This is a genomic window from Leptolyngbya sp. FACHB-60 (genome assembly GCF_014695775.1).
GTDB lineage: Bacteria > Cyanobacteriota > Cyanobacteriia > Phormidesmidales > Phormidesmidaceae > Nodosilinea.
On the sequence record NZ_JACJOX010000068.1, the window covers coordinates 39,275 to 63,696 of the forward strand.

19 protein-coding genes and 1 pseudogene are annotated in these 24,422 nt (G+C 57.8%); 9 read left to right on the forward strand and 11 right to left on the reverse strand.

Annotation, left to right across the window (positions count from 1 at the left end; translation table 11 throughout):
- Positions 1-6 precede the first annotated feature (6 nt).
- The 3 genes from H6F57_RS24810 to H6F57_RS24820 form a co-directional block, all read right to left on the reverse strand.
- Positions 7-288 (reverse strand): type II toxin-antitoxin system RelE/ParE family toxin, encoded by a 282-nt coding sequence (locus H6F57_RS24810; protein ID WP_190631588.1) that lies wholly within the window; start codon positions 286-288, stop codon positions 7-9.
- 81 nt (positions 289-369) lie between these two features.
- Complete coding sequence (locus H6F57_RS24815) at positions 370-2,094, reverse strand: ATP-dependent DNA ligase (protein WP_190631590.1); 1,725 nt, start codon at positions 2,092-2,094, stop codon at positions 370-372.
- A gap of 35 nt (positions 2,095-2,129) precedes the next feature.
- On the reverse strand, positions 2,130-3,119 hold the full coding sequence (locus H6F57_RS24820) for a succinylglutamate desuccinylase/aspartoacylase family protein (RefSeq protein WP_190631668.1): 990 nt from the start codon (positions 3,117-3,119) through the stop codon (positions 2,130-2,132).
- A gap of 247 nt (positions 3,120-3,366) precedes the next feature.
- Here H6F57_RS24820 and H6F57_RS24825 point away from each other — a divergent pair, with 247 nt between their 5' ends.
- The 3 genes from H6F57_RS24825 to H6F57_RS24835 all read left to right on the forward strand — a co-directional run bounded on the left by H6F57_RS24825 (position 3,367) and on the right by H6F57_RS24835 (position 6,174).
- Complete coding sequence (locus H6F57_RS24825; protein WP_190631593.1) at positions 3,367-3,912, forward strand: NAD(P)H-dependent oxidoreductase; 546 nt, start codon at positions 3,367-3,369, stop codon at positions 3,910-3,912.
- Between the two features lie 212 nt (positions 3,913-4,124).
- The gene (locus H6F57_RS24830) at positions 4,125-5,498 is read left to right on the forward strand and encodes a heterodisulfide reductase-related iron-sulfur binding cluster (protein WP_190631595.1); all 1,374 of its coding nucleotides are present in this window, start codon (positions 4,125-4,127) and stop codon (positions 5,496-5,498) included.
- Positions 5,499-5,562: 64 nt separating this feature from the next.
- Complete coding sequence (locus H6F57_RS24835; RefSeq protein ID WP_190631597.1) at positions 5,563-6,174, forward strand: PAP/fibrillin family protein; 612 nt, start codon at positions 5,563-5,565, stop codon at positions 6,172-6,174.
- Positions 6,175-6,344: 170 nt separating this feature from the next.
- Here the strand turns inward: H6F57_RS24835 and H6F57_RS24840 are convergent, their stop codons facing one another.
- Positions 6,345-7,082, reverse strand: coding sequence for a PHP domain-containing protein (locus H6F57_RS24840; protein ID WP_190631598.1), 738 nt, complete (start codon positions 7,080-7,082; stop codon positions 6,345-6,347).
- Between the two features lie 277 nt (positions 7,083-7,359).
- Between H6F57_RS24840 and H6F57_RS24845 the strand changes: the two genes are divergently transcribed.
- On the forward strand, positions 7,360-8,040 hold the full coding sequence (locus H6F57_RS24845) for a hypothetical protein (protein ID WP_190631601.1): 681 nt from the start codon (positions 7,360-7,362) through the stop codon (positions 8,038-8,040).
- An 89-nt stretch (positions 8,041-8,129) separates the two neighbouring features.
- On the forward strand, positions 8,130-8,684 hold the full coding sequence (locus H6F57_RS24850; RefSeq protein WP_190631602.1) for a pentapeptide repeat-containing protein: 555 nt from the start codon (positions 8,130-8,132) through the stop codon (positions 8,682-8,684).
- Between the two features lie 104 nt (positions 8,685-8,788).
- On the opposite strand, the gene H6F57_RS24855 is transcribed toward H6F57_RS24850, so the two are convergent.
- The 6 genes and pseudogenes from H6F57_RS24855 to H6F57_RS28475 all read right to left on the reverse strand — a co-directional run bounded on the left by H6F57_RS24855 (position 8,789) and on the right by H6F57_RS28475 (position 17,850).
- Complete coding sequence (locus H6F57_RS24855) at positions 8,789-9,409, reverse strand: precorrin-8X methylmutase (RefSeq protein ID WP_190631603.1); 621 nt, start codon at positions 9,407-9,409, stop codon at positions 8,789-8,791.
- A gap of 180 nt (positions 9,410-9,589) precedes the next feature.
- Complete coding sequence (gene ltaE / locus H6F57_RS24860; protein WP_190631604.1) at positions 9,590-10,648, reverse strand: low-specificity L-threonine aldolase; 1,059 nt, start codon at positions 10,646-10,648, stop codon at positions 9,590-9,592.
- A 520-nt stretch (positions 10,649-11,168) separates the two neighbouring features.
- Positions 11,169-11,771: a DUF3124 domain-containing protein gene (locus H6F57_RS24865; protein WP_199290001.1), complete on the reverse strand. Its 603-nt coding sequence runs from the start codon at positions 11,769-11,771 to the stop codon at positions 11,169-11,171.
- A 59-nt stretch (positions 11,772-11,830) separates the two neighbouring features.
- Positions 11,831-12,022, reverse strand: a complete 192-nt coding sequence (locus H6F57_RS24870; RefSeq protein WP_199290002.1) for a hypothetical protein — start codon at positions 12,020-12,022, stop codon at positions 11,831-11,833.
- Positions 12,023-12,085: 63 nt separating this feature from the next.
- Complete coding sequence (locus H6F57_RS24875) at positions 12,086-17,023, reverse strand: PAS domain S-box protein (RefSeq protein ID WP_190631605.1); 4,938 nt, start codon at positions 17,021-17,023, stop codon at positions 12,086-12,088.
- 277 nt (positions 17,024-17,300) lie between these two features.
- Positions 17,301-17,850 (reverse strand): annotated as a pseudogene (locus tag H6F57_RS28475) (diguanylate cyclase).
- Between the two features lie 445 nt (positions 17,851-18,295).
- Between H6F57_RS28475 and H6F57_RS24885 the strand changes: the two are divergent.
- The 4 genes from H6F57_RS24885 to H6F57_RS24895 all read left to right on the forward strand — a co-directional run bounded on the left by H6F57_RS24885 (position 18,296) and on the right by H6F57_RS24895 (position 22,242).
- Complete coding sequence (locus tag H6F57_RS24885) at positions 18,296-19,702, forward strand: extracellular solute-binding protein (protein WP_199290005.1); 1,407 nt, start codon at positions 18,296-18,298, stop codon at positions 19,700-19,702.
- Positions 19,699-20,277 (forward strand): hypothetical protein, encoded by a 579-nt coding sequence (locus H6F57_RS27235; RefSeq protein ID WP_199290006.1) that lies wholly within the window; start codon positions 19,699-19,701, stop codon positions 20,275-20,277. Before H6F57_RS24885 ends, H6F57_RS27235 begins: the two co-directional genes overlap by 4 nt.
- A gap of 19 nt (positions 20,278-20,296) precedes the next feature.
- Positions 20,297-21,829 (forward strand): EAL domain-containing protein, encoded by a 1,533-nt coding sequence (locus H6F57_RS24890; RefSeq protein WP_199292408.1) that lies wholly within the window; start codon positions 20,297-20,299, stop codon positions 21,827-21,829.
- 212 nt (positions 21,830-22,041) lie between these two features.
- Positions 22,042-22,242, forward strand: coding sequence for a hypothetical protein (locus H6F57_RS24895; protein WP_190631607.1), 201 nt, complete (start codon positions 22,042-22,044; stop codon positions 22,240-22,242).
- Positions 22,243-22,413: 171 nt separating this feature from the next.
- Here H6F57_RS24895 and thiO read toward each other — a convergent pair whose 3' ends face one another.
- Positions 22,414-24,399, reverse strand: coding sequence for a glycine oxidase ThiO (gene thiO / locus H6F57_RS28480; protein ID WP_190631609.1), 1,986 nt, complete (start codon positions 24,397-24,399; stop codon positions 22,414-22,416).
- Positions 24,400-24,422 lie beyond the last annotated feature (23 nt).

Genomic DNA, 24,422 nt, shown 5'->3' on the forward strand with positions numbered 1-24,422 from the left:
TCGGCCTCAGTGGTAGTCGACAATCTCTACATCTAAAGCTTTACCGTCTTGCCAAACGAAGCAAATTCGCCATTGATCGTTAACGCGGATACTGTACTGATTGGCCCTATTACCAACCAAACGCTCTAACCGATTTGCTGGCGGTATGCGGAGGTCTTGAAGTGTCTCCGCATTGTTGAGCATTCTTAACTTTCGTAGTGCAACTTGCTGAATATCTGGCGGCAATTTGCGCGATCGCTGACGTTCAAAAATCTTCTGAGTCTCTTTATCTCTAAAGCTTCGAATCAACGTTCGGGAATTACATAACTCACTCAAGTTTATAACGCGTGACGCTAGACGCCAAAAAATTGTCTTTGTCCCTCCTAATGGCTATCGAAAAGCTTCTAGCAACTCCTTAGCCGACTCTAACGTATCGGCTTCGGCGGCGGGCTTGTCTTTGCGCCAGCGCAGAATGCGGGGGAAGCGCACTGAAATGCCTGATTTGTGGCGAGTCGAGGCGGCGATGCCCTCAAAGCCAATCTCAAAGACGAGAATTGGCTCCACCGATCGCACCGGCCCAAACCGCTCTGTTGTGTGGCGGCGAATCCATCTATCTAGCGCGTCGATTTCGGCGTTATCTAGCCCGCTGTAGGCTTTGGCAAAAGGAACCAGATTCTCGCCCTGCCAGAGGGCAAATGTGTAGTCGGTGAACAGGTTGGCCCGCTTGCCACTGCCCGCCTGGGCGTAGATCAGCACCGCATCGAGGCTCATGGGGTCAACCTTGTACTTCCACCAGTAGCCGCGCTTGCGGCCCACCAGGTAGGGGCTGTCGATCGCCTTTACCACCAGCCCTTCGGCTCCCTGCTGGCGAGAATTTTCGCGCAGTGCCGCCAGTTCGGCAAAAGACTGGAACTCCAGGGGAACGGACTGGTGCAGGTTGGGGGCGGTGTGCACAGCCAGCAGAGTAGAGAGCGAGTGGGTGCGATCGCGCCATTCTTTCTCCCGCAAATCGACCCCGCCAAACTCCAGTAAGTCGTAGGCGATGAAGTGGACCGGGCTATCTTCCATTACCTTTTTGCTGACTTTCTTACGGCCCAAGCGCTTTTGTAGGTGATTAAACGACAGCGGCAGACCGTCTTGCCAACAGAGAATTTCCCCATCCATCACAATGCCGTTGGGGAAGGTGGCCATCATCGCTTCTACTTCCGGGAACTGGTCTGTGACGAGATCTTCGCCCCGTGACCAGACAAACACCTGGTCGTCCCGCTTGATCACCTGGGCACGAATGCCGTCCCACTTCCACTCGGCCCGCCAGCGCTCAAAGTTTTCGCTTTGAAATTTTTCTTCGTCCAGAGAGGTGGCCAAAAAGAATGGGTAGGGCTGGCTGGGGGCATTCTGCGTGGCCGCTTCATGGGTCAAGCTGGTGTAGAATTCGACCGTGGGGATAAAGTCGCCCATTAGGCGATGGGTCAGCACGGCTTCGGAAACGCTCGTGGCGGCAGCGAGGCCTTTGATCACCAGCTTTGCCGAAGCACCGACTCGAAAGGCTCCGGTGAGAATTTTGTTGAGCACAAAGATCTCGGTGTTATCCAGCGCCGCCCACCAAGACACGATCAAATCCCGGCGTTCATCGTCGGTCTCCATCGCCTTGTACATGGGAATAACATCCTCCATCCACTGGTGCAGCGGGATAGAGGGAGGCCGACCGGCCTGGTGTTGGCGATCGGCATCGACCTGGTTATGGGAACTTGGCTGGGCGCCCTCAGGGAAAATACCGCCGGTTTGGCTTGCCTCTCGTTCAGAAACCCCAGCCGCCAAGGATTGTCCGGGCAGATCCACATCCCGCAGCAGCAGGGCGATCACCTCTGCCGAGTCGCCCACCTGGGCGTAGCAGTCTTTAAACAACCATTCGGGAATGTCAGAAATTTGCAAAAATACGTCTCGCAGCACCCGCGAGGTCACCGTGCGGCGGCGGGTTTTGCCCAGCAGCAGGTAGAGCGCCCAGACTTTGTCGGCGGGTTCGGCCTCTTGAAAGTAGGCTTGCAGCGATCGCACCTTTTCATTGGTCGAGGTGGTCGCATCTATATCCTGAAAGAGCTGGGTAAATCGCTGCATAGCTGGGCGGATGGGCGGGTGTCGCTGTGCTCATCCTACTGTTCTTGCTCGATCGCTGCCTTGACGCTGGCGACGTGAACTAGGGCATCGCCCTGGTTCACGAGCGGGTTTTGGCCGTGGCCAATCACAATACCTTCCATGGGGCTACGCACCTGCACCGGCTTATCGCCAAAGGTGTCGCTGATAAAGCCCAGGGTTTGGCGCTGCTTGACTTCATCGCCCAGGGAAACCGATCGGTGCCAGATGCCGCCGCGAGAGGCGCGGACCCAGCGAGTCTCGTGTACCTCCAAAGTCGATGGTTGGTCCATTGCCGGCGGTGTATACATGCCCAGGTAGGCCATCACCCGGTAAATGCCATCGACCCCGGTTTGAATGGCGGCTTCGTCGAATCGCAGCGCCTCGCCCGCTTCATAGAGCAGCGTGGGAATATGGCGTTTGGCGGCGGCCTGGCGTAATGAGCCATCGCGATGCGAGGCGTGGATGATGACTGGAGCCCCAAAGGCTTTAGCAAAATCGTAGGTAGCCGGATCGTTGAGGTCGGCCCGCACCTGAGGCAGGTTGATGCGGTGAATCGCTGCCGTATGCAGGTCGATGCCGTGGGTGCACTGGCTGACCACCTCCCGCATAAACAGGGCCGCTAGCCGACTGGCCATCGACCCTCGACTAGAGCCGGGAAACGAGCGGTTGAGATCGCGGCGATCAGGCAGGTAGCGCGACTGCTCTAGCAGGCCAAAGATATTTACCACCGGCACTGCAATCACCGAGCCGCTCAGGCGGTTGGGCCTAAGCGACTTAGCGATCCGGCGAATGACGTCAACTCCATTGAGCTCGTCGCCGTGAATCGCAGCGCTGAGCCACAGGCGCGGCCCCGGCTTTTTGCCGCTGATCACCGTCACCGGCAGCGACATCATAGTGCCGGTAGTCAGGCGGGCCACGGGCAGGTCGAGCCGCACCCGCTTACCCAAAGGAATCGTTTCGCCCCCAATGGTGAATGGGCCCAGGGGAACGGCAGCCGGGATAGCCATCGGCGGGCCAACGGCTCGAACGTAGTCGAGGGAGTCTGGTGAGGGTTTGCCCAAGGCAACCGGCAAGGTAATTTGCCGTCACTATAGCCGATCAACCGTGGGGCATGGCCGTTTTTTGGAGGACATTCTATTGAGGGAAGGGCTTTAGCAAAGCTGGTTGAGGAATCGCAGACGAGTTGACAAATCGTGACAATCCTTATTAACCTGAAGTCATTACGATTATGTTTAAGCAGGCGAGAGGTATGCAATGGTGAAGTTTGTCGGTATTGCCGGTAGTTTGCGGCCCAATTCCTACAGTCAGTTGGCACTGGAGCTGGTATGCGATCGCCTCCGCGCCTTAGGGGCCGAGGTTGAACTGCTCGATCTGCGCGAGATGAATTTACCCCTTTGCCACGGCGGCAAAGATTACCCCGACCACCCCGATGTCGAGCGGCTGCGTCAGGCTTTTCTAGACGCCGATGGCTTTGTGCTGGTAACACCCGAGTACCACGGCAGCGTCAGCGGCGTGCTCAAGAATGCGCTGGATCTGATGAGCTTTGATCAACTCGACGGCAAGGTGGCCGGGGCAGTCAGCATTCTCGGCGGTCAGTCAAATAACAACGCCCTCAACGATCTGCGCACCATTCTGCGCTGGGTGCACACCTGGGTAGTGCCAGAACAGGTAGCGATCGGGCAGGCTTGGCAAGCCTTTGACGACCAAGGCAAAATCGTCGATGAAAAACTTTCCCAACGTCTTGATGGCCTGGCCCAAAGCCTCTACGACAACACCCGCAAGCTACGCGGGGTAGACTGAGCGTCGTCTTCCCTATGTAAGGGGTTCCGCACTCCAAAAGGATGTAGAGCCCATGCAACGGTTGAGGGGGCTTCCCTACCTTACTATGCTGACCATTGCGAGAGTTTCGTTTCCGAGAGGGGCGGTTCGTGAAGCGTTCGGGAACTGCCTCGAAACGAGTGTATCCGTTTCGGAATCGCGTTAGGCTGAAAGCAGCCCTTACCCACGTTTCCATGCCGACCCCCGAGTCTTCAGCGCCTGCCGCTTGGCCCACCGCTGCCAGTGTTGCTAACGGGTTTGATGCCCAGCATCCCCCCGACCCCAAGCTGATTGATGCCTGTGTGCACTGTGGGTTTTGCCTCACCACTTGCCCCAGCTACCGCGTGCTCGGCACCGAAATGGACTCCCCCCGAGGCCGCATCTATTTAATGGATGCGATCAATACTGGGGAGGCTCCGCTATCGGCCACTTCGGCAAAGCATTTTGACTCTTGCCTAGGTTGTCTGGCCTGCACCACTGCCTGCCCTTCTGGGGTGCAGTACGACCAGCTGATTGCAGCGGTGCGTCCCCAGGTCGAGCGCCACCATGAACGGCCCCTGGCAGAACGGTTGGTGCGATCGCTAATCTTCAACCTGTTTCCTTACCCCACCCGACTGCGGGCGATCGCCGGGCCGTTGTACCTGTACCAAAAGCTGGGTATTTCTCAGCTGGTGCAGAAGACCGGGCTGCTGGCCAAGCTCTCTCCCAGCCTGGCGGCCATGGAATCGCTATTGCCCCCAATCACCGCCGAGAGCTTTCAAGATGATCTGCCCGAACTGGTTCCGGCCGTAGGCACCCAGCGCTACCGGGTGGGCATGGTGCTCGGCTGTGTACAGCGCGTATTTTTCTCGGATGTGAATGCGGCAACGGCGCGGGTGCTCAGCGCCAACGGCTGCGAGGTGGTGATTCCCCATGAGCAGGGGTGCTGCTCGGCATTGCCCGCCCACCAGGGGCAAGAGGCCCAGGCTCAAACCATGGCCCGCCGTATGATCGACTGCTTCGAGGCTGCTGAGGTTGATTACGTGGTGATCAACGCAGCGGGCTGTGGCCATACTCTGAAGGAGTATCACCATATTTTGCAGGATGACCCGGAGTATCGCGATCGCGCCAAAGCCTTTGTAGCCAAAGTTCGCGACGTACAGGAATTCCTCGCCCAGGTGGGGCTGACAACGCCACTGCATCCCATCACCCCAGGCGCTCTACCCATCGTCTATCAAGACGCCTGCCACTTGCTCCACGGCCAAAAAATTAGCCTTCAGCCCCGACAGCTGCTCAAGCAAATTCCCGGCGTCACCCTGCGAGAACCCCTTGATGCCGCCCTCTGCTGCGGCAGCGCCGGAGTTTACAACATGCTGTACCCCGACGTGGCCGCAGAGCTGGGCCAGATGAAGGTGAAAAATCTGCTGAATACTGGCGCGACTTTGGTTGCATCTTCCAACCCCGGCTGCTCACTGCAAATTCAGCAGCATATGGCTGGGCAAGCGCGATCGGTTCCGCTCTTTCACCCCATAGAGCTGCTCGACTTTTCGATTCGCAATCTGCCGCTACCGGTGGAGAAGACTGTTTAACCACGCCGGGTATCCTAAGCTCAGCCGACGTTAGGCTCCCCATTCCCCTCATTTTTTTGCTGCAATGACTCCTCTTCACGCTCGCCGCCATCAGCTTAAAACTCAGCTGCTCCAGAGCATCGACGCTTTAGAAATTGAGGATGCTATTTTGCCTGTAGAGCATCCTGCTATTGATCAAATCATCTGCGAACTGGAAACCTTGAACCCTATTGACCAGCCCCTACGGCAGGAGCACTGGCCCATGCTCCTAGGCTCCTGGGCTCTGGTCTATGCCTCGCGGGGCACGGTGGTCACGCGGCGGCTGGGGCGGCAGTTTCCCTTGCCCGTAAGCATTCAGCGTGTATGGCAGCAGCTGACCGACTCCGAGGGCAACGGGGCTGGCATCGCCACCGAAAATGGCGCTGTGCTATCCCTACCCTTCTTTGGCGAACTCACCGCCACGGCCCAGGGCGTCTGGAAACCCTATGAAGAAGGCGAAAGCGCTCGTGTTAGCTTTGGAGCCTTTACAGTGCAAGCTACCCGCTTGCTGGGAATTGCTGGGCTGCACCTGCCCCAGATTACTGTGCCGGTGCTTGAATTCCTTCGCCAAGAGGCGCTGTGGATCACCTCCTACCTAGATGAAGACCTGCGGTTTGGGCGTGGAGCTACAGGCAACTTGTTCGTGTTTCGGCGGTAGTTAGCGATCGCACCCAGATCTGACCCAGGGCACGAACCGCCCATTTATTCTCCATCGTCGTCATCGCGGGCCGGTCTTTGAGTTTGCTGCACCAAACCGTAGCGAGCTGCTTGCGGCCCAGCGTCGTGCTCAATCACATGCTTGAGCACCGAGTAGGCAGCCTTAGAAAACTACAGTCGCCGCAGCAGACTAGGCCCGTGGGTGTCAGTGCCGCAGGTTGTCAGCAGGCTGTGGTCTTGGGCCAATTGCTCGACGGTAGGCGTGTGGCGAGGGCAGGGAGTCCAGTGTTCGGGGTTGGCGTAAGCGTAGTAGGCCTCGACCCCGTCAATGCCGAGGGCCGCCGCAATGGGCACCAGGGTTTTAGCCGAGGTTCGGTAGCGGGCGGGATGAGCTAACACCGCAATACCCCCCGCCGCCTGAATAGCCGCAATGACGGCAGCCGCAAGTTTGGTCTCACCTCGGGGCGCGTAGCCTCGTAGGTAGGGCTCGATCGCATCGTGGCTGGGCACAAAGCCGTAGCCTAAAATATGCACCTCGGTTTCCGCCAAAATAGCGGTGATCTCTACGCCGGTAAACAGCCTGGGCACGGCCCCGCCCTTGCCCCGCTGACGGCTGCGGAGAGAAGTGGGGTGACGCCACTGCCAATCTTCCAGCCAGGCTTTGGCCTGCTGGTAACCTTTGACGGTGTGGTGATCCGTGATGGCAAAGGCGCTAAGGCCAATGTCAACCACCTGCTCCATAAGACCAGCGGGGGGGAGCCTGCCGTCAGAGCAAGCGGTGTGCATGTGAAAGTTGTAGGTATAGGGGCAGCTGGTTGCGTCTACAGCGGCGAAAATTTTTCTCAGCGATTCCGCGTCCCCGTTGCGGGGGCGCGGACTAAAGGTGCTGAGACTATGAGTGGCAACCATGAATCGTGGGGATGAGTGCTGCGTTTTACCAAAGGTTCTTTATTAAATATATAACTTTGCCCCGTTGGCGGAGGAGATTTCTGTGCCTTGGAGGCTGTTTTCAGCTAAATTTTCAATTTAGACTGACGTTGCCAGAGGGGTGACAATGTCAGTGTTATTGCGTTGTGCTCCTATTTAGCCTAACGAAAATAGCGGCTTTAAAGTGTTCGTCGCTGACCGATCGCAGAGATCCTGTGGGAAAATTTTGCCTACTGCCCCGGTTTTCAATCCTTCAGCCATGGTCAGCGATTCGCAAAACGAGCGGGAATCATCCCAGCAGTGTTCCCATGATGCCTCCGGCTTTGATCAACAGGCCCAGCGTCAGGCTACCTATTGGCAGCAGGCCCCTGCCAGCGACGCTGACCCCGTGGTGCGGGCTACGCAATACCTAGGCATGCTGCGCGACCTATCGGTCGAACCCCGCTGGATTGCCCTGGCCCATATAGCCGACCCGCCTGGGGACGCTCTAGTCTGGATTGGTCAGCACATTCACCGGGTCAACCAGCAGCTCAACGCTATTTTGAGCGACCTGCTGGGGTGTTTTGAGCCGGTTTTGTACTCCGATATGCAAATTTTTGCGGCCCCGATCGCACCCCAGGCCAGGGTAGATGGATTTTGCTGTGATGGGCCGAGCCGAGCTTTGGGAGAGAATCGCTCTGCCCCTATTACCTTGATGGTTGACGCAGGCCGCATTGTACCCGCCGACTGGCCGGGGTTAGTAGCCCATGAGCTGGCCCACGGCATCGCCAGAATTCCAGGGCATGGGGTTGAGTTTAGCCGCGCGATCGCCCATCTGTGCCTGGCTCAAGATCTGCCGATGCCGTCGCCCCAGCTCGATGCCGAAGCGCTGTGCTACTGGCCCCCCTGCCGCCACAACCCCCAGCCCGAGCTGTTTTGGCTGGGGCGATCAGCGTTTTAGGGCGATCGCCCCAGCCGCTCCGGTTGCCCCCAGGTATCCCAATGAATGGGAGAATAGCCAAGACCCGCCTTACAGGATTTTTGCCGACTATGAAACGCTTGACAGCCATGCTGGCCCTTGCCCTCATGTTTTGGAGCCTGAGCTTTGCCCGCGCTGAAGCCGCCATTCCCGACGATGTGCAAAAGCTGCTCGACACCAAAAAGTGCCAAGTGTGCATTCTCAATGAGGCCGAGCTCAGCAACACCGATTTGACCGGGGCCAATCTCAAAATCGCGGTGCTCACCGGAGCCAACCTGGCTGGAGCTGACCTGAGCAACGCCAACCTGATGCTCAGCGATATGGAAGGGGCCGACCTCAGCGGGGCCAATCTAGCCGGGGCTCGGATGAACGGTGCCAACTTGCCCGACGCCAATCTTTCCGGGGCCGACCTCTCTAACGTGGAGATGACCCAGGCCAACCTCACCGACGCTGACCTCACCGATGCCAATTTGAGTGGTGCTGTCATGCTCAGCGTCATCCTCGGCACTGCTAACATGAAGGGGGCCAACCTCAAGGGTGCCAACCTGCGCGGCGTCAACCGCAGCATGGTGCGGTTTTGCAATACCACCATGCCCGATGGCGCGATCGAAAACCGCGACTGTTAAATGGTGGTTTTTAGGAACGCTGAGTAGGTAGGGTATAGGGTTGAAGGTGTAGGGTTTAGGGCCATTCCCTTGCACTGCACCTTAGACCCGAAAGCTACCAACCGCTAGGGATTCTCTTTGCCGTAGGCTTGCCAGGCCAAGTCAACCAGGCCATTAATGATCGCAGCGGCCACCACGGCGCTGCCTTTGCGGCCGTTGATGCCGACGTGGGGCACCATGGTGTCTTGTAGGCGGCCTTTAATCACAGCGGTTTCGAGAAACCCGGCCGGCGTTGCTACCACTAAAGCCGGGCGCACCTTTTCGGCATCGATTAGGTCTACTAGGGCAGACAAGGCGGCCTCAGAGGCCCCCAGCACAAAGATACCTTCAGGGTAGCGCTGGGCCAGGGTCTCTATCCCCCACGAGGCCTGACTTTTGCCCTTCTGGGGGCGGGTCAAGGCATCCATGCTGCAATAGACCGGATTGGCAAACGTGTTTTGAATGCAGGGCGTAATGCCTACCTGCACCATGGGCACATCGACAATGATGGTGGTGCGGGCCGCCAGGGCTGCGGCCCCCGACTGCAACGCCTGGTCAGAGAAATGGATCAGGTTTTTGAAATCAAAGTCGGCGGTGGCATAGATTACCCGGCGCAAAATTTCGTATTCCGACGGCGAGAAGCTGTGGTCGCCAATTTCGGAGTCAATCACTCGCAGGCTTTGGGCATCGGTCACATGCCATTCCATAGGGGGCCGGTTCAGAGAGGTGGGTCAGTTTGCTGGGCTAAGTTTAGCCAGGTCTGGGGTGTAGCGCAACCAGCAGCGCGATCGCCGCAGCTGGATTCCTCAAGAACTGCTCTAGAGGGCGGCTTCGGATCACGCTCCTTAAACCCTACACCCTCGCTGCGGATTGTCCTGCTGCTGGGGTCAATGCCGAGTCAAAATGGTGCGCAGGGCCGCTATCAGCCGCTCGACCTGGGGCGGATCAATCCAGTAGTGGGTGACGGCTCGCAGGCGGCGATCGCCATACCCGCCAATGTGCAGCCCATACTCAATCTTTAGCGCTTTGATCAGGGCTTCTGGATCAATAGCAACTCCTTCGGCCAGGTCAAAAAACACCATATTGGTTTCGACTACCGCTGGGTCAACTTCAATGCCAGGAATTGTCGCTAACCCCTGGGCCAGAGCCTGGGCGTTATCGTGATCGCTCTGCAACCGCTGGGTCATGGTCTTCAGGGCAATGATGCCCACTGCGGCCAGCCCGCCGGCCTGGCGCATGCCGCCGCCCAGCAGCTTGCGGTGGCGGCGGGCCTGGTGAATAAACGCCTCGCTGCCCACCAGCAGGGAACCAACCGGAGCGCACAGCCCCTTGCTGAGGCACACGCTCACCGAATCGACATGGGCGGTGATGTCGGTTGGCTCGACCCCAAGAGCGGTTACGGCATTGAACAGTCGCGCCCCGTCTAAATGCACCTTGAGATGATGGGTTTGGGCCAGGGTGCTAATGGCGGCGAAGTAGTCAGGCTCAATCGCCGCGCCATTGTTGCCGCCGGAGCTGTTCTCTAGCAATATCAGCTGGCTGTGGGGCAGGTGGGGATTATCCCCCCGAATTGCCGATTTGATCTGATCGATCGCCATGCGGCCCCGGCTGTCGGTCGGTAGCGGGCGAGTGGTGATGCCACCGAGCACGGCGATGCCCCCCGCCTCCCAGCAGAAGGTGTGGGCGTCTTCGCCGAGAATGGCTTCGTCGCCGCGCTGGGCATGGGTGAGGGCGGCGATCAGGTTGCCCTGGGTGCCGCTGGTGACAAACAGCCCCGCTTCTTTGCCCAGCAGATTGGCGGCCAGGGCTTCTAGCTCGTTGACGGTGGGGTCCTCGCCGTAGACGTCATCCCCCAGTTCGGCGGTGGCCATAGCCTCGATCATGGCTGGGGTGGGCCAGGTGACGGTGTCGGAGCGGAAGTCGGTGGCGGGGTGGATGGTGGACATGGGAGTGGAGGGGTGTGGGAGTGGGTGAGGTAGGGAAGATGAGGAAGTGAGGGGGATGGGGAAGTGGAGGAGAGATAGTTGTTGTGGGTGGGTTCCCGCTGCTGGCGGGCTGCGGGCTATAGCAGGTGAAGTTGGGTTGGGACAGCTCAAAATGCTATGGTTCGAGCCTACCGGGCATTTTTCCTATTTTCGTTCTTTTGCTGCATCTGCTTTGCGATCGCATGTCATATCAAGATGATGACATAGCGGTGTGGGGCAATTGTAGGGTGCCTCTAGGCAGTGATTTGCCGTATTCAGGGGATGGCATAGCGGTGCAGAGCGATCGCATCCTAAAACCAACTGCTGTTTTGCCATATCCAGGGAGTGACATAGCAATGCGGGGCGATCGCATCCTAGAACCACCTGATGTTATGCCATATCCAGGGGGTGATATAGGATTGCGGGGCGATCGCACTCTAGTGATTAGTGATGGAGCTGTGGGCCAGGTTGGGTCTAGACCATCGCAACCCAGCTATTTCCTTCAGGGTTGCAGTTCCTCGATCACGCGGGCGGGGCTGACGAAAGACATGCCCTGCTGGGAGGCGGTGCTGATCATCACCGCTTCGATGACGGGGGCGCTGACGGGGGCGACGGATTGCCAGGCGACGATGAAGTTGGCTCCTACTCCGCCTGTGACGTTGGTGCGGTCAACGACGACTTCGGTAGAGGCCAGGGGGCCGAGTTGAATGGGCGCATCGAGATAGGTAACGATGCGATCGCCTCCCGAGTTGTAGTAATCCAGCGCGGTGATGACAATGGGCTGCTGGCGATCGCTGTTGCGCAGGCTTAGGGTCACCGTCAGCTGAAAGGCGCGGTTGGTTTCGGAGTCAAAAATTTCGGAATACACCGGCACGTAGAGGGTTTGCCCCTGCACCGCAGCAGCTGGGGCAGCGGCTAAAACGGTGACACCGGGGCGATCGCTAAAGCGCTCCTGGGTCGATTTGGGGGGTGAAGGGTTGGTGGCTGGGGCTTGGGCCGCGCAGGCCGATAGCACTGCCAGACTTAAACAAATCAGCACTACTTTAAAGCTCACCATCAGACGTTTTTCCCTGGCTAGTTGACCTGACACGCGCACTGACAGCATCGCTGATTGCTCAGGCCGTTAGCTCTGCTCGGCAACTGCAACATAAGCACCCAGACCAATCATGGTGCAGCCCGATGTGATGCGCTGACCTCGTCTGAAAACAACGCGCAGTATGACAATGCCACCGCCATGCCGGGGACGTTGTCGCGATCCCACTTCAGCCAGGTTTGAATGAGCAGCTGGGTAGGTTTGGAGGGGAGCACCTGGGTGCGCAGATAGGGCAGCAGGTGCGATCGCACGTATTGCAGCATGGGTGAGTGGCAGACAAACCGAGGGTATTATCGCCCACTCCCGCAGCCGGTGCCGACGCGGCGCTAGCGTTCTGGCGGGGGCGGCTTGACTAGCGTGGCGATCGTTCGCACCAATCGGTCTGGTTCAATCGGTTTGGCCAGATGCAGCTGAAAGCCAGCGGCCAGAGCATGCTGCTGATTGACCTCTCCCGCATAGGCCGTCAGGGCGATCGCTGGAATATGGCCACCCTGGTCGTGCCGCCGTTGGCGAATCTGCTGAATCAGTTCATAGCCATTCATCTCGGGCATGCCGATATCGCACAGCAACAGGTCGGGCATAGACTGATTCAGCCGATTGAGGGCCTGCATGGCTGAGCCGGCAACAGCTACCTCAGCCCCCGCCTGGGTGAGAACGAAGGACGCCAGCTCCCGCATGTCTGCCTCGTCGTCGACCACCAAGATCTGTAGCCCGGTTAAGTCGGTTGCCTTGTCCAAGGGTTCAGCGGGCGACGGTTGATTTGGCCTTGCTAGGGTGAGGGGGAGCCGCACCCTAAAGGTCGCGCCGAGGTCTTGGCCAGGGCTTTCAGCTGCCACCAGCCCGCCGTGCAGTTCGGTGAGCTGACGCACGATCGCCAGGCCGAGGCCGAGGCCGCCAAACTGTCGCGTGGTGGTGCCATCCTCTTGCCGAAAGTAGTCGAATACGTGGGGCAAAAAGTCGGGATGAATGCCTTTGCCGGTGTCTCTCACCTGAATTTGAGCGTAGCTATCAACCTGCTCTAAGGTGATGGCAACCTGCCCACCCGCCGGGGTGAACTTAACCGCATTGGAGAGCAAATTCCAAATCACCTGCTGGAGCCGGTTGGTGTCACCTAACACCTGTCCCGCGATCGCGGGCAGTGCGGTTTGAATCTGAATCCGTTTGGCCTCAGCTGCCAGGCGCACGGTTTCGGCTGCCGCTTCAATGGTGGTGACTAGATTGACTGGGGCAACGCTCAGGGTCAGCTTGCCCTGCAAAATGCGGGAAACATCGAGCAGGTCTTCGATCAGCTGAGCCTGGAGCTTGGCGTTGCGCTCAATGGTTTCTAAGGCCTGGTCAGTTTTGGCCGCATCCAGCTGCCTGCTGCGCAATATCGTGACCCAGCCCAAAATTGGGTTCAGGGGCGATCGCAATTCGTGGGACAAAACCGCTAAGAACTCATCTTTGATGCGGTTGGCAGCTTCAGCTTTGGTGCGATCGCGCTGAGCCGACCGATAGAGCTGAGCATTTTCGATCGCCAGAGAAGCCCGGTGCGCCAATTCTTCGGCGAGCTGTAAGTCTGCGGCAGTGTAGCGGCGGCCCGACTCAGCCGAGATGAACGTGATCACGCCGACCACCTGGTCTTGAGTGCGCAGGGGCACCGTCATCACCGAGCTAAAGCCCACCTGCCGCAAAATCTCTAGATGCTCAGGGTCTTTGGCAGCGTGAACCAACAGTTCATCGGGAATTTCAGGCACCAAGTCTGGCTGTCCGGTGCGCAGGGTAAGGGCGGCACCGCGCTCTGCATCGGTATCTAAGGGATACTTGTCTCGGATCTGGTAAGCCCATTCCAGCTTGGCTGGGTCGATGTGCGCCACGGCAATTTGGTCAATCGAGCCATCCTCTTCCACAATGTGAACGGTACACCAGTCGGCCAGTTTCGGTACGGTGAGCTGGGCAACTTGCTCTAGGGTAGTTTGGTAGTCTAGAGACGAGGCCAGCACGGCGCTCGACTCAGCCAGAAACTGCTGGGCGCGCTCCAACTTGACGCGCTCGGTGACATCGACCACATAGGCCAAAAGCCGCTCTACTCGTTGATTTGCGTCAACCGTTGGCAGGTAGTAAACGTCGTAGTAGCCGGGGCGGCGATCGTCATGGCCAGGGGCATTGAGAGGCAGATTGGGCGAGAGAAATGGCTGACCCGTGGCATAAATCTGGTCCATAACCTCAACGATCGCCGGATCAATTTGACCAAATAGCTCTACCACCGACTTACCAAGGTGATAGTCGCGGGGTAAGCCATTGATCCCTGCCATGGCATCGTTGATAGCGATAAATCGCTGCTCACTGTCTAACAGCGCCAGCCCCACCGGGGAGGTGTCAATCAGAGTGGCCATTTGCTGTTGAGCGGCCTCGGCCTGGGCTCGGGCTACGCGTTCTCGCTCGAGCAGTTGCTCTCGCTCCTGCTCAGCCAGCTTGCGATCGGTGATATCGATGACCGCCCCGATCGACTGCTTGGGGTGGCCCTGAACATCGTAGGAAAACTGCCCTCGGGATTCGACCCAGCGAATGGTCCCATCTGGCCAGCGTAGGCGATATTCGTGATAGTACTCGGTGCGGTTTTGCATCGCCTGCTGAAGCTTTGCCTGGGCGGCAGTTAGGTCATCAGGATGGACGCGGCTGGCCCACATCTCGCAGCTCGGTTCGCATTCGTAGGGCTGGAACCCCAAGATAATGAAATGCCCCGCCGACCAGCGAAAGGTATTGGTCTGTATGTCCCATTCCCAGGTGCCCATGCGGCCAATGTTGAGGGCGAGCTGTAGCCGCGCTTCGCTCTCGCGTAGTTCGGCTTCGACCCGCGATCGCTCTACGGCCAGCCAGGTTTTTTCAGCGATGCGCTCTATCATGGCCACGTTGTCGGCCGTCCAGCGGCGTGGCGTGACGTGATGCAGCACCAATATGGCAACAAACCGCCCGCGCTTCACCAGGGGCACGCAGAGCAGCGATCGGGTCTCAATGGCAGCAAAGGCCGCCACACCGGCGCTGGTGCGAGGGTCGCGATCGACATCATCGACCACAACGGTTTTGCCCTGCTTGAGCTCGGCGATGATGTCAACCCCAAACGAATCCATCTGGTGGATACCCACCACGCTGGTGACGCCATTGCAGTAGTCGCGCTCAACGATCACGTGCTCTTGAGCGGCATCAATTTCACCGTAGGCGCAGCGCGTGACGTTGAAATGCTGGCCGGTGGCATTAACGACCTGCCAGATAATTTCCTCTGAGTCTTGCAGGGTGCGAGCGGCATCGTTTAGTTCAATCAAAAATTGTTGCTGCTGTTCTTTTTGCCGTAGTTCTGCCAGTAGGGCCTCGCGATTGGCTTCGATCTGCTTGCGATCGGTAATATCGATCGAAATCCCGGTCATACGGACGGCTTGCCCAGAGGCGTTAAAGTAAACCTGTCCCTGGCCCTTGAGCCAGAGAACCTTACCGTCGGCAGCGATCACGCGATATTCTTGGGCAAAAGCCTGGTTCCCCGCGACGGCCTGCTCGGTTGCTTGCCCGAGCAGCGGGCGATCGTCTGGGTGAATCAAGGCCTGAAACGCCTCAGGGGTGCCCACCTCCATGCCCCAAATTTCTTGGGCATTGGGAGAACACACGACCTGCTGCGTTTCTAGATCGACATCCCAAGCGACCATTTGGGCCGATGAGAGGGCAAGCTGTAGGCGTTCTTCGGCCTGCCGCAGGTTTGCCTCAATTTGCTTCAGACGGGTGACATCTTGAAACATGTTAATGCCGATCGCTGGATGCCCATGCATAGCGGGCAAGGTCTCTCCCCAGCAAAGCGTGGCCCGAATGCCGTCGGGGGTATGCCAGTTCATCTCATAGTTCTGTAACCGCTCTCCACGAGCAATCAGCACAGCTGGCAGTTGGGCTGTGGGAATGCGATTTTCCTTTGGGGAGGCTGCGCCATCGCCTTGGGCATCGGTGCAGTAATAGGCATTTGTATACTCCTCTAAGGATTTGTTTTTTGGGAACTCACCCCCAGCTAATTCATTGGCAATTCGGTTAGCAAAAATAACTTTTGCGGTGTCTGGGTCAATAAAAATAGTTGGCGTTGGCATTAAATCTAGTACGGCTTCTAACCATTTCTGTTGGTTTTCGAGATGTTTTGCCTGCTGCCTGAGTAGCCTTTCGGTTTGCTGGCGTTGGGTAATGTCTTGAAACACCACAGCAGCCGCCAAAATTTGCCCTTGCCGATCTAAAATTGGCGCTGAATTAACCGTAATTATGGTGCGTTGACCATCTTCTTGGCGAAGCTCGATTTCCTCATCGGTAATGACTTCGCCGGTTCTCAGCGATCGCGGCAGGGGATATTCATGGGGCGCATACTTTTGCCCATCGGGGCGAAACGCTTCATAGGGAGTGATGGGTACATAGGCTTCTAGTTCGTAGGACTGCTCATAGCTACAGCCCAACGTTCGTTTCGCCTGCTCATTGGCTAGCACTAATTTGTTTGACCCTGCCTCGGCAATCAGCACGCCCGCCGGCATCTGCCGTAGCACTGCTTCAAACTGGGCATGTTCTGTTTCTAACTCGCGGAGCAGTTGCTCTCGTTCTATCTCGGCCTGCTTGCGTTGGTCTTCGACGCGCTTGCGTTCGGTCACATCTCGAAAATAAACCGTCAATCCCGATGCTGAAGGATAGGCTTTTATCTCCAGCCAGCGTTGAAGGGGCTCGCCAAACTCTTCCCAGGCCACCGGAACTTGCTCAGCGATCGCCCGGTGCATGGCTTCGTAGGCCACCCCGCCCACCAACTCAGGAAAAACCTCGTTCCAAACCTGTTTGCCAATCAGCTCGTCAGGGGTTTTGTGCAAAATTTGGGCGGCGGCCTGGTTGACGTAGGTGTAGTGCCAATGGCGATCAAAGGCTACAAACGCATCGGTGATGTTTTCTAAAAGAGTGACGACGTTGTGCTCTGTTGCTTGGTCGGCTTGAGTTGGGGTATGGGCTAACTGCGCCGCTAACGCCTGGTTCTGCTGTTGTAGCGACCGTAGTTGGTTTTGCAGCTGCACAATTTGAGTCGGTTCACTGTTGGAGTTGGCAGCATTCTCCACTGCTAAACTGCGGGCAAACTGTTCAATCACTTCAGAGCGCGAAGTCCCTCGTTGCTGCGCCGCTTGATCGAGCGATCGCCAAGCCGTGTGGGTCAGCGATAGGCTGACTCGATGTTTGGTCTCTCGATCCCAGTTGTTCACAAACTTCCCGCTCGCGTCGCGTTTCATGGAGAATGGGGCCGTATGCGTAAACGGTAATTCCATTCAACTCGACTCCGTTGTGAATATAAATCATCCTTCAGATAGACGTTTTTCCTGGATAAAATCTACGCAAGGGTTCTATCGCTGCCGTCCTAGTTGAGTTAAGGGGGCAGGTAATAGGAGGAGGTGCGATCGCGCCTATTACAGCAGAGATGGGTGGAGTAGAGACACCGAGGCTACTATCGTCCACTCCTAGAGCAGGTCACTAGATACGCACGTTAATTCTTTCCTTTAACAGCCAAAATCAAACTGAATGACAAGCCACCTGCAGCCGATCACGCCCCTGCTGTTTTGCCATATAGAGCGCCTCGTCAGCCTGCTTAATCAGCGATAAAACGGTTGTTTCGGCATTGGGTTTGAGACTAACAACGCCCAAGCTCACCGTTATGAATGGGCTAACGTTAGAGTCAGAATGCAGAATCCGAGTTTGCCAGATTTGGGCTTGAATTTTTTGGGCAATGGCAACGGCTTCATCCAGCGCTGTGTTGGGCAAAATCACCGCAAACTCTTCGCCACCGTAGCGCTACTAAATCGTTAGGACGAGAAACTGCGAGTTTTATCTGCTGGGCAACTCGCTGCAAACAGTCATCTCCCATCAGGTGCCCGTAGCAGTCATTGTACTGTTTGAAAAAGTCAACATCGCAGAGAATTAACCCCAGTGGTTGCTGTTCTCGCAAGGACCGTAGCCATTCCTGAACTAGGTACTCGTCAAAACAACGTCGGTTCGCGATCTGAGTTAACCCATTCTGCCAACCACAAAGGAAACAGCACCAATGTTTGAATATCTCGACCAACCGGCCCCCACTAGCAGAATCTAATTTTGTTTTACGAATACTTCCACGGCGATGACGACTCGGGCATTGGGGCCAGTCACCAGACCAGCTGAACGCGCTGCATCGCCTGCATTATTTAAGCCCTGGGTAGGCTACTGCCCGATACCGTGCTTAAGACCATCAGCATTGGGGAACTGGTCAACTACTCTGTGTAGCTACAGCAATATCATTGGATTTAACCTTCAATTGACTTAACCTTCAACCGACTGGGGCAAACCCTGTGGGAAAATAGGCCCCCTAACCTCTTGGGTATTTGAGAGGCTGTTGCCGATTGCGGGTTAAGCCTTTAGGCCCAATCTTGCGCTCCCTCCCCGCCCAGGTTCTGCAATATGCCCCCATAGGGCATGCTTAAACAAACAGCCGGTGCATCCCTCAATGATCGTTGTTCCTTTCAATCGTTGCTGTAATGCCAGAGCTATTTGCTCAGTCTATGGGTGTGCTTCATCGTCGTCGGTTTATGGGACTGGCGGCAGCGGCGGGGTTGACGAGCTTAACAACCTGCCGACCCCCTACCGGTAAAACAACAATCGAGGCTGGCCAGAATTTTGACTGGCGACGGTTTGCGGGCGAGCAGATCGGGCTGCTGCTGGATGATCATCCCTGGACCACTGGCCTGTTGCCCTACCTGCCAGACTTTGAGGCCCTGACCGGCATCACTTTGAAGCCCCGCACGGTGGCAGAACCGGCCTACTTTGCAGAGATGGAGGCCCTGCTGCGGGCTGACCCCGTGACGGCGGATGCCTTCTTTTTACCGATGGATTCCACGGCCTACCGGCTGTGGGGAGACGATTTGCTGCTACCGCTGACGCCGTTGATCAATAATCCCAGGCTAACGGCGGCCAACTACAATCTGTTTGACTTTCCCGAGGGGTTTCGGCTGGCGGCCATGTATCCGCCAGACAGCAGCAGCCCCCAGCTGTTTGGCATCCCCGCCACCTTTGAAGCCTACATTCTGTTCTACAACAAGCGCCTGGTGAATCAGTTTCTGGCGGGTCGGGTGCCCCAAACCATGGCTGAGCTGGTGCAGGCCGCGAACCAGATTAACGAGAGTGGACAGGCCTTGGGGGTGGTGATGCGCGGGGTTAAATCGGACGCTATTATCGATACGGTGTCGGGGATTGTACTCAACAGCTGGGGAGCCGAGCCGACCCCGCTGCCCTTTAATCTGTGGTTTGATGGCGATTGGCAACAGCCCCGCCTCACCGATCCTCGCGTTGTTGAGGGGTTGACTACCTATGCCCAGCTGATGCAGGCGGGGCCAGCCGACACCAAACAGATGAACTGGCCAGAGGCCACTCAGCTATTTCAATCGGGGAAAGCGGCGTTTTACATTGATGCCAGCCTGTTTGGGCCTGACTTTGAGCAGCGCGAAACCTCTGCGATCGCCGGTCAGGTGGGCTACACTATGCTGCCTCGGGTTCACCAACAGAGCCTGACTGGCCACTGGCTATGGGGGCTCGGCATTCCCCGGCGCTCTAGCCACCCCCAGGCTGCCTGGCTGTTCATTCAATGGGCCACCAGCCAGGAGATGGAAGCCAAAATTGCCGTTGCCACGGGTGGGGCACCCCGATTTTCGAGCTGGTTGACGCCGTCGGTCTACACCGAGGCAATCAACTTTGACTATGCTCTAGCCGTGCAAACCGCCATGCAAACCTCGCGCCCCACAGCGGTGCTGCATCCTCGATGGAACCAGGTGGCCCTAGCGATCGCGGCAACCATTCACGACATCTACGACGGGGAAGAACCTGCCCTGGCCGCCAACCAGCTCCAGGCCACCGTGAGGCAGTTGATGACGAGAGAGGGATCGCCATGATGGGCCGTCTGCGGTGGTTTAGAACCATTCGGGCTCAGCTAATGCTGGGGTTTGGCATCATTTTGCTGCTGCACGGCATCAGCGCCGCCATCGGCTACGGCAGCTTGCAGCGGTTCCGCTCCCGCAGTCAGACCACCCTCGACAATGCCGCCCAGCTGCGGGAACTCAGTTTAGAACTAAAAACCAATTTTTTGCTGGCTCGCCAGGCTGAGGAGGCCTATTTTGATACCTGGCAAGGGGGCAACATCGATGCTAGTGCCCAGGTGCATATCCAAACCAACCACGCCTACTTGGCCCAGGCCCGCCAGAAACTAGCTGCTCTGAGAAAATTAGAAGCTCAGAACCCTGAGCTGGCCGAAGAATTTGCCCTACTGGGCTCGCTATTTAATAACTACGAATCGGCCTTTGAAACGACTACTCGCCGCATTGCAGAGGATAGTCTGAACCATGAGGTTCACCGCCAGCTAAAGGATTTGCTCGCCACCCTACCTGACAGCCAGCGTGCAGAGCTCATGCTTCTGCGCATGCTGGTGTGGCAGCTGATGGCTGAGCAGCAGACCTACCTAGCGAACTGACACCCTTTCCTGGGCCATTGTGGATGAAACCGGCGTGGCCTTAGCGCCCGAGCACTATCCGGTGACGCAGGTGCTCGCAAGCCAACGTCCCCTGCAAAACCACGTCCTGGGCGTTTGCGCCTCCCAGGCCCCGGGCTGCACCTGGGTCTTGGTCAATGCGTTTCCCAGCTTTGACGAGGCCCAACGGCTGACCCAGGTGGTGGTGACCTTTATCGACATCAGCGATCGCAAATTAGCTGAAGAAGAACTGCGCCACCAGGCCCTGCACGATGCCCTCACCGGCCTGCCCAACCGCGCCCTGTTTACCGAGCGCCTAGAGCAGGCAATGCAGCGGTTCAAACGCCACCCCGAGCAGCTGTTTGCGGTTTTGTTCATCGATTTAGACCGCTTTAAGGTGATTAACGACAGCCTGGGCCATTTGGTGGGCGACCAGCTGCTGGTGCAAATTGCCCACATTCTGCAACGCCACGTCAGGGCTAGCGATACGGTCGCCCGACTGGGGGGCGATGAGTTCGTCATTTTACTAGAGCAAATCACCAGCTTGAACGAAGCCATCCATGTGGTAGAGCGCATTCAGGCTGATATCAAAGCGCCGTTTCAGCTGATGGGCCGCACGGTGTTTACCTCTGCCAGCCTGGGCATTGCTCTGGCCAGCCCCGACTACGACCGGGGCGAAGACATGCTGCGCGATGCCGACAACGCCATGTATCGGGCTAAGAGCGGGGGGCAGTCCTCAGGTTACGCAATTTTTAACCCCGCGATGCACGCCAGCGCGATCGCGCTATTTGAGCTAGAAACTCAGCTGCGCCAGGCCCTAGAGCATCAAGACTTCGTTCTCCACTATCAGCCGATCGTCAGCCTGCGCGATCGCCAGCTGCTGGGGTTTGAGGCGCTGGTGCGGTGGGTGCATCCCCAGCGCGGGCTCATTTCCCCCGGTGAATTTATTCCTCTAGCGGAGGAAACAGGGCTGATTATTCCCCTCAGTGAGTGGATTTTTGAGACGGCCTGCCGCCAGATGGCCGACTGGTATCACCGATTTCCGGTGGTTAGGGGGCTAAAGATGAATGTGAATGTGGCAGCAGCACAGTTTGAGCGACCCGAATTTTTTGAGCAGATCAAGGCCATTTTGGAGCAGACAGCGCTACCGGCCACCAGCTTTGGTCTAGAGGTAACCGAGAGCCTGCTGCTGCTGAACGTGAAGGGTGTGCTATCGACGCTGTCGAACCTTCAGGAACAAGGGGTTGACATCAAAATTGATGACTTTGGCACCGGCTACTCATCCCTCAGCTATCTCAAGTGCTTTCCGATCAACACTCTGAAGATTGACCAATCGTTTGTCGAAAATATTGACGTTGACCACGACGATGTCAGCATCGTCAAAGCCATCATTCAGATTGCCAAGTCGTTGGGCATGACGGTGATTGCCGAAGGGGTCGAAACCGAATTTCAAAACCACCGACTAGAGCAGTTGGGCTGCGATGCCATTCAGGGCTACTGGATTGCCCCACCATTGCCCCCCGACCAGGTGGAAGCGTTTATTCAGCAGTCATAGACCGACTTAAACGATCTCCATTACTTTGGCCACTAGCCGCATCTACCGGTTAAAACTGGTATAGCCATCGCCAGGTCGATTACAGCATTCTGTATGCCCTCTTGTCGCGATCGCTACACGCCAGTGCGCCACCCTAGGTTTTGCTATTAGCAGTGACTACTGTGCAGCGCAGTGGCCAACGCTATTCAGTACGTCTGTCAAGGGTCTGTCCTATGTCGTCAACATCTCAGCCTGGCTGCCCCATCACCGATTTAGTCAGCCAGTTTATTCAGGCCCGCGCCATTACCCAGACCCAGTATCAGGAGCTAACCACCCTAGTACTGGCCGATGGCACCATCGACGAGAGCGAACGCAAGCAGGTCAATCGCCTATTCGACGCAATTCAGCTTGGGCGGGTGAAGATTTTGGACTAGGGGACTAGGGGAGGTGAGGGAGATGGGGGGATAGGGAAGGTGGGGGAGACGGGGAAGATGGGGGGATGAGTAGAAAGGAAAGGCGACTTTTGCCACGACTATCTCTTGCAAGGACAGGTTTCTCTTCTCCCTTACCTCCCTCACCTTCCCCATCTTCCCTACCCGTCACTCCTACTCCGTCACCCGTCCCGTCAGCGGCGAGCTGGCGATCGCTGCCCGCTGCACCGGAATCCGGCCAGCGCGGTAAGCCAGGCGACCAGCCAGGGTAGCTAGGCCCATGGCGCGACCCATGGCGATCGGGTTGGCGGCTTTGGCGATCGCGGTATTGATCAGCAGGGCATCGGCCCCCATTTCCATGGCTTCGGCGGCTTCGCTGGGGGTGCCAATGCCGGCATCTACCACAACTGGAATATTGGCGGTTTCAATGATGATTTGAATATTGGCGGCATTGCGAATTCCCTGGCCCGAGCCAATGGGTGACCCCAGCGGCATGACGGTGGCGCAGCCTACCTCTTCTAATCGCTTGGCCAGCAGCGGGTCGGCGTTGATGTAGGGCAGCACCGCAAAGCCTTCTTTTACAAGCTGTTCAGCGGCTTCCAGGGTGCCAATGGGGTCGGGCAGCAGGTACTTGGCGTCGGGAATGACTTCGAGCTTGACGAAGTTGTTGTCTTCTTGACCCAGCAGTTTAGCCATTTCGCGGCCCAGGCGGGCGACCCGGATGGCTTCCTCGGCGGTTTTGCAGCCCGCTGTGTTGGGCAGCATCCAGATTCTTGACCAGTCGAGGGCTTCGGCTAGCCCCTGGTGGCCAGGGGCGTTGGTCTGCACCCGTCGCACCGCGACAGTAACAATTTCGCAGCCGCTGGCGGCAATGCTCTGGCGCATCACCCCAAAATCGTCATACTTGCCGGTGCCGGTCATCAGCCGAGACGAAAAGGTGCGCCCAGCGATGGTCAGAGGGGTGTCAGTCAAGTCGTTGGTGAAGGACAGATTCGTTCCCAGAGTAGCCGGGGTCGCAGGGGCAGCATCGGTAAAGGTCATAGCCTGAGGGGTAGGAGAAACAGCGGAAAGGTTGGGAAGTGCCGGCGGGGCGGTGTGGAAGCGCTGCCAAGAGAACGCATCTAAGCGCGGGTCTGGCTTGCCCAGCACCGCCTGGGCCACCAGTTGAGCCGTAATGGGGGTAAGCAAAATGCCGTTGCGGTAGTGGCCCGTGGCCAGGGTGAGGTTGGCGGCGGGGCCAGGGCCGAGGATGGGCCACTCGTCGGGGGTGGCGGGGCGATATCCCCACCAGGTCTCTTCAAGGGTGAAGTCGGCCAGCAGGGGCAGCAGGGCGATTGCATTGCCCACCAGCTGGTGTACTCCGCCCGCCGTATTGTGGGGCGCAAACCCAACGTCTTGGCTGGTGGCCCCTAGCACAATGCGACCATCCCGGCGGGGCACGATGTAGATGTCTTCGCCAAACAGCACCCGCTGCAAGGGTTGAGGGGTGCTATAGCCGAGGGGCACCCGCAGGCTCGCCATTTCGCCCTTTCTGGGAAATACCGGTAGGGGCAATAGCTCGTGGGCCCAGGCCCCGGTGGCCAATACCACCTGGTCAGCGCTAAAGTCACCTGCCTGGGCCGTGCAGACCCGCTCAATGCGCCCCTGATACTGGCGCAGGGCGATCGCCCCAGTGCCCTCGTGCAGGATCACCCCCAGGTCAATGACCGCCGATCGCAGCGCCTGCACCAGCAATCGGTTATCCACCTGGCCCTCGTCGGGGTGCCAAAGCGCCCCCTGCACGTCGTGGCTGAGGCCCGGCTGGTAGTAAGCTAGGGTCGCGGCATCTAACCAGCCCTCTGTAGGTAGTTCTGGAGCCGTGCGGCGCGGAGCCAAAATGCCGCAAGGCCAGTAGCCCACCGACTGCCCGGTGAGCGCTTCCAACTTACTCACCCAGCTGGGATACAGCGCCAGGCTGGCGAGGGCGAGATCGAGCATCGGCCCTGACGGCAACCCTTCTGCCTGGGGGGCTAGCATGCCCGCAGCGGCGTGGCTGGCGGCCTGCTGAAAGTCACGGCTGAGCACGGTGACGGTGGCCCCCTGCTGCCGCAGCTCTAGGGCGCTCGCCAAGCCAATAACCCCGCCGCCCACTACCAGGACGTCGCTTCCCTGATTTGCCATGCGTTTAACTCAAGTGCTCAGCC

Excerpts from the sequence above, each read along its gene's own strand:
- H6F57_RS27235 (WP_199290006.1), top strand. The coding sequence starts at position 19,699 with ATGATGGGCCGTCTGCGGTGGTTTAGAACCATTCGGGCTCAGCTAATG.
- H6F57_RS24855 (WP_190631603.1), bottom strand. The coding sequence starts at position 9,409 with ATGGAATGGCATGTGACCGATGCCCAAAGCCTGCGAGTGATTGACTCC.
- ltaE (WP_190631604.1), bottom strand. The coding sequence starts at position 10,648 with ATGTCCACCATCCACCCCGCCACCGACTTCCGCTCCGACACCGTCACC.
- thiO (WP_190631609.1), bottom strand. The coding sequence starts at position 24,399 with ATGGCAAATCAGGGAAGCGACGTCCTGGTAGTGGGCGGCGGGGTTATT.
- H6F57_RS24825 (WP_190631593.1), top strand. The coding sequence starts at position 3,367 with ATGGTGAAGTTTGTCGGTATTGCCGGTAGTTTGCGGCCCAATTCCTAC.
- H6F57_RS24835 (WP_190631597.1), top strand. The coding sequence starts at position 5,563 with ATGACTCCTCTTCACGCTCGCCGCCATCAGCTTAAAACTCAGCTGCTC.
- H6F57_RS24850 (WP_190631602.1), top strand. The coding sequence starts at position 8,130 with ATGAAACGCTTGACAGCCATGCTGGCCCTTGCCCTCATGTTTTGGAGC.
- H6F57_RS24885 (WP_199290005.1), top strand. The coding sequence starts at position 18,296 with ATGCCAGAGCTATTTGCTCAGTCTATGGGTGTGCTTCATCGTCGTCGG.
- H6F57_RS24865 (WP_199290001.1), bottom strand. The coding sequence starts at position 11,771 with ATGCTGTCAGTGCGCGTGTCAGGTCAACTAGCCAGGGAAAAACGTCTG.
- H6F57_RS24870 (WP_199290002.1), bottom strand. The coding sequence starts at position 12,022 with ATGCTGCAATACGTGCGATCGCACCTGCTGCCCTATCTGCGCACCCAG.
- H6F57_RS24895 (WP_190631607.1), top strand. The coding sequence starts at position 22,042 with ATGTCGTCAACATCTCAGCCTGGCTGCCCCATCACCGATTTAGTCAGC.
- H6F57_RS24875 (WP_190631605.1), bottom strand. The coding sequence starts at position 17,023 with ATGAAACGCGACGCGAGCGGGAAGTTTGTGAACAACTGGGATCGAGAG.
- H6F57_RS24845 (WP_190631601.1), top strand. The coding sequence starts at position 7,360 with ATGGTCAGCGATTCGCAAAACGAGCGGGAATCATCCCAGCAGTGTTCC.
- H6F57_RS24815 (WP_190631590.1), bottom strand. The coding sequence starts at position 2,094 with ATGCAGCGATTTACCCAGCTCTTTCAGGATATAGATGCGACCACCTCG.
- H6F57_RS24830 (WP_190631595.1), top strand. The coding sequence starts at position 4,125 with ATGCCGACCCCCGAGTCTTCAGCGCCTGCCGCTTGGCCCACCGCTGCC.
- H6F57_RS24820 (WP_190631668.1), bottom strand. The coding sequence starts at position 3,119 with ATGGCTATCCCGGCTGCCGTTCCCCTGGGCCCATTCACCATTGGGGGC.
- H6F57_RS24840 (WP_190631598.1), bottom strand. The coding sequence starts at position 7,082 with ATGGTTGCCACTCATAGTCTCAGCACCTTTAGTCCGCGCCCCCGCAAC.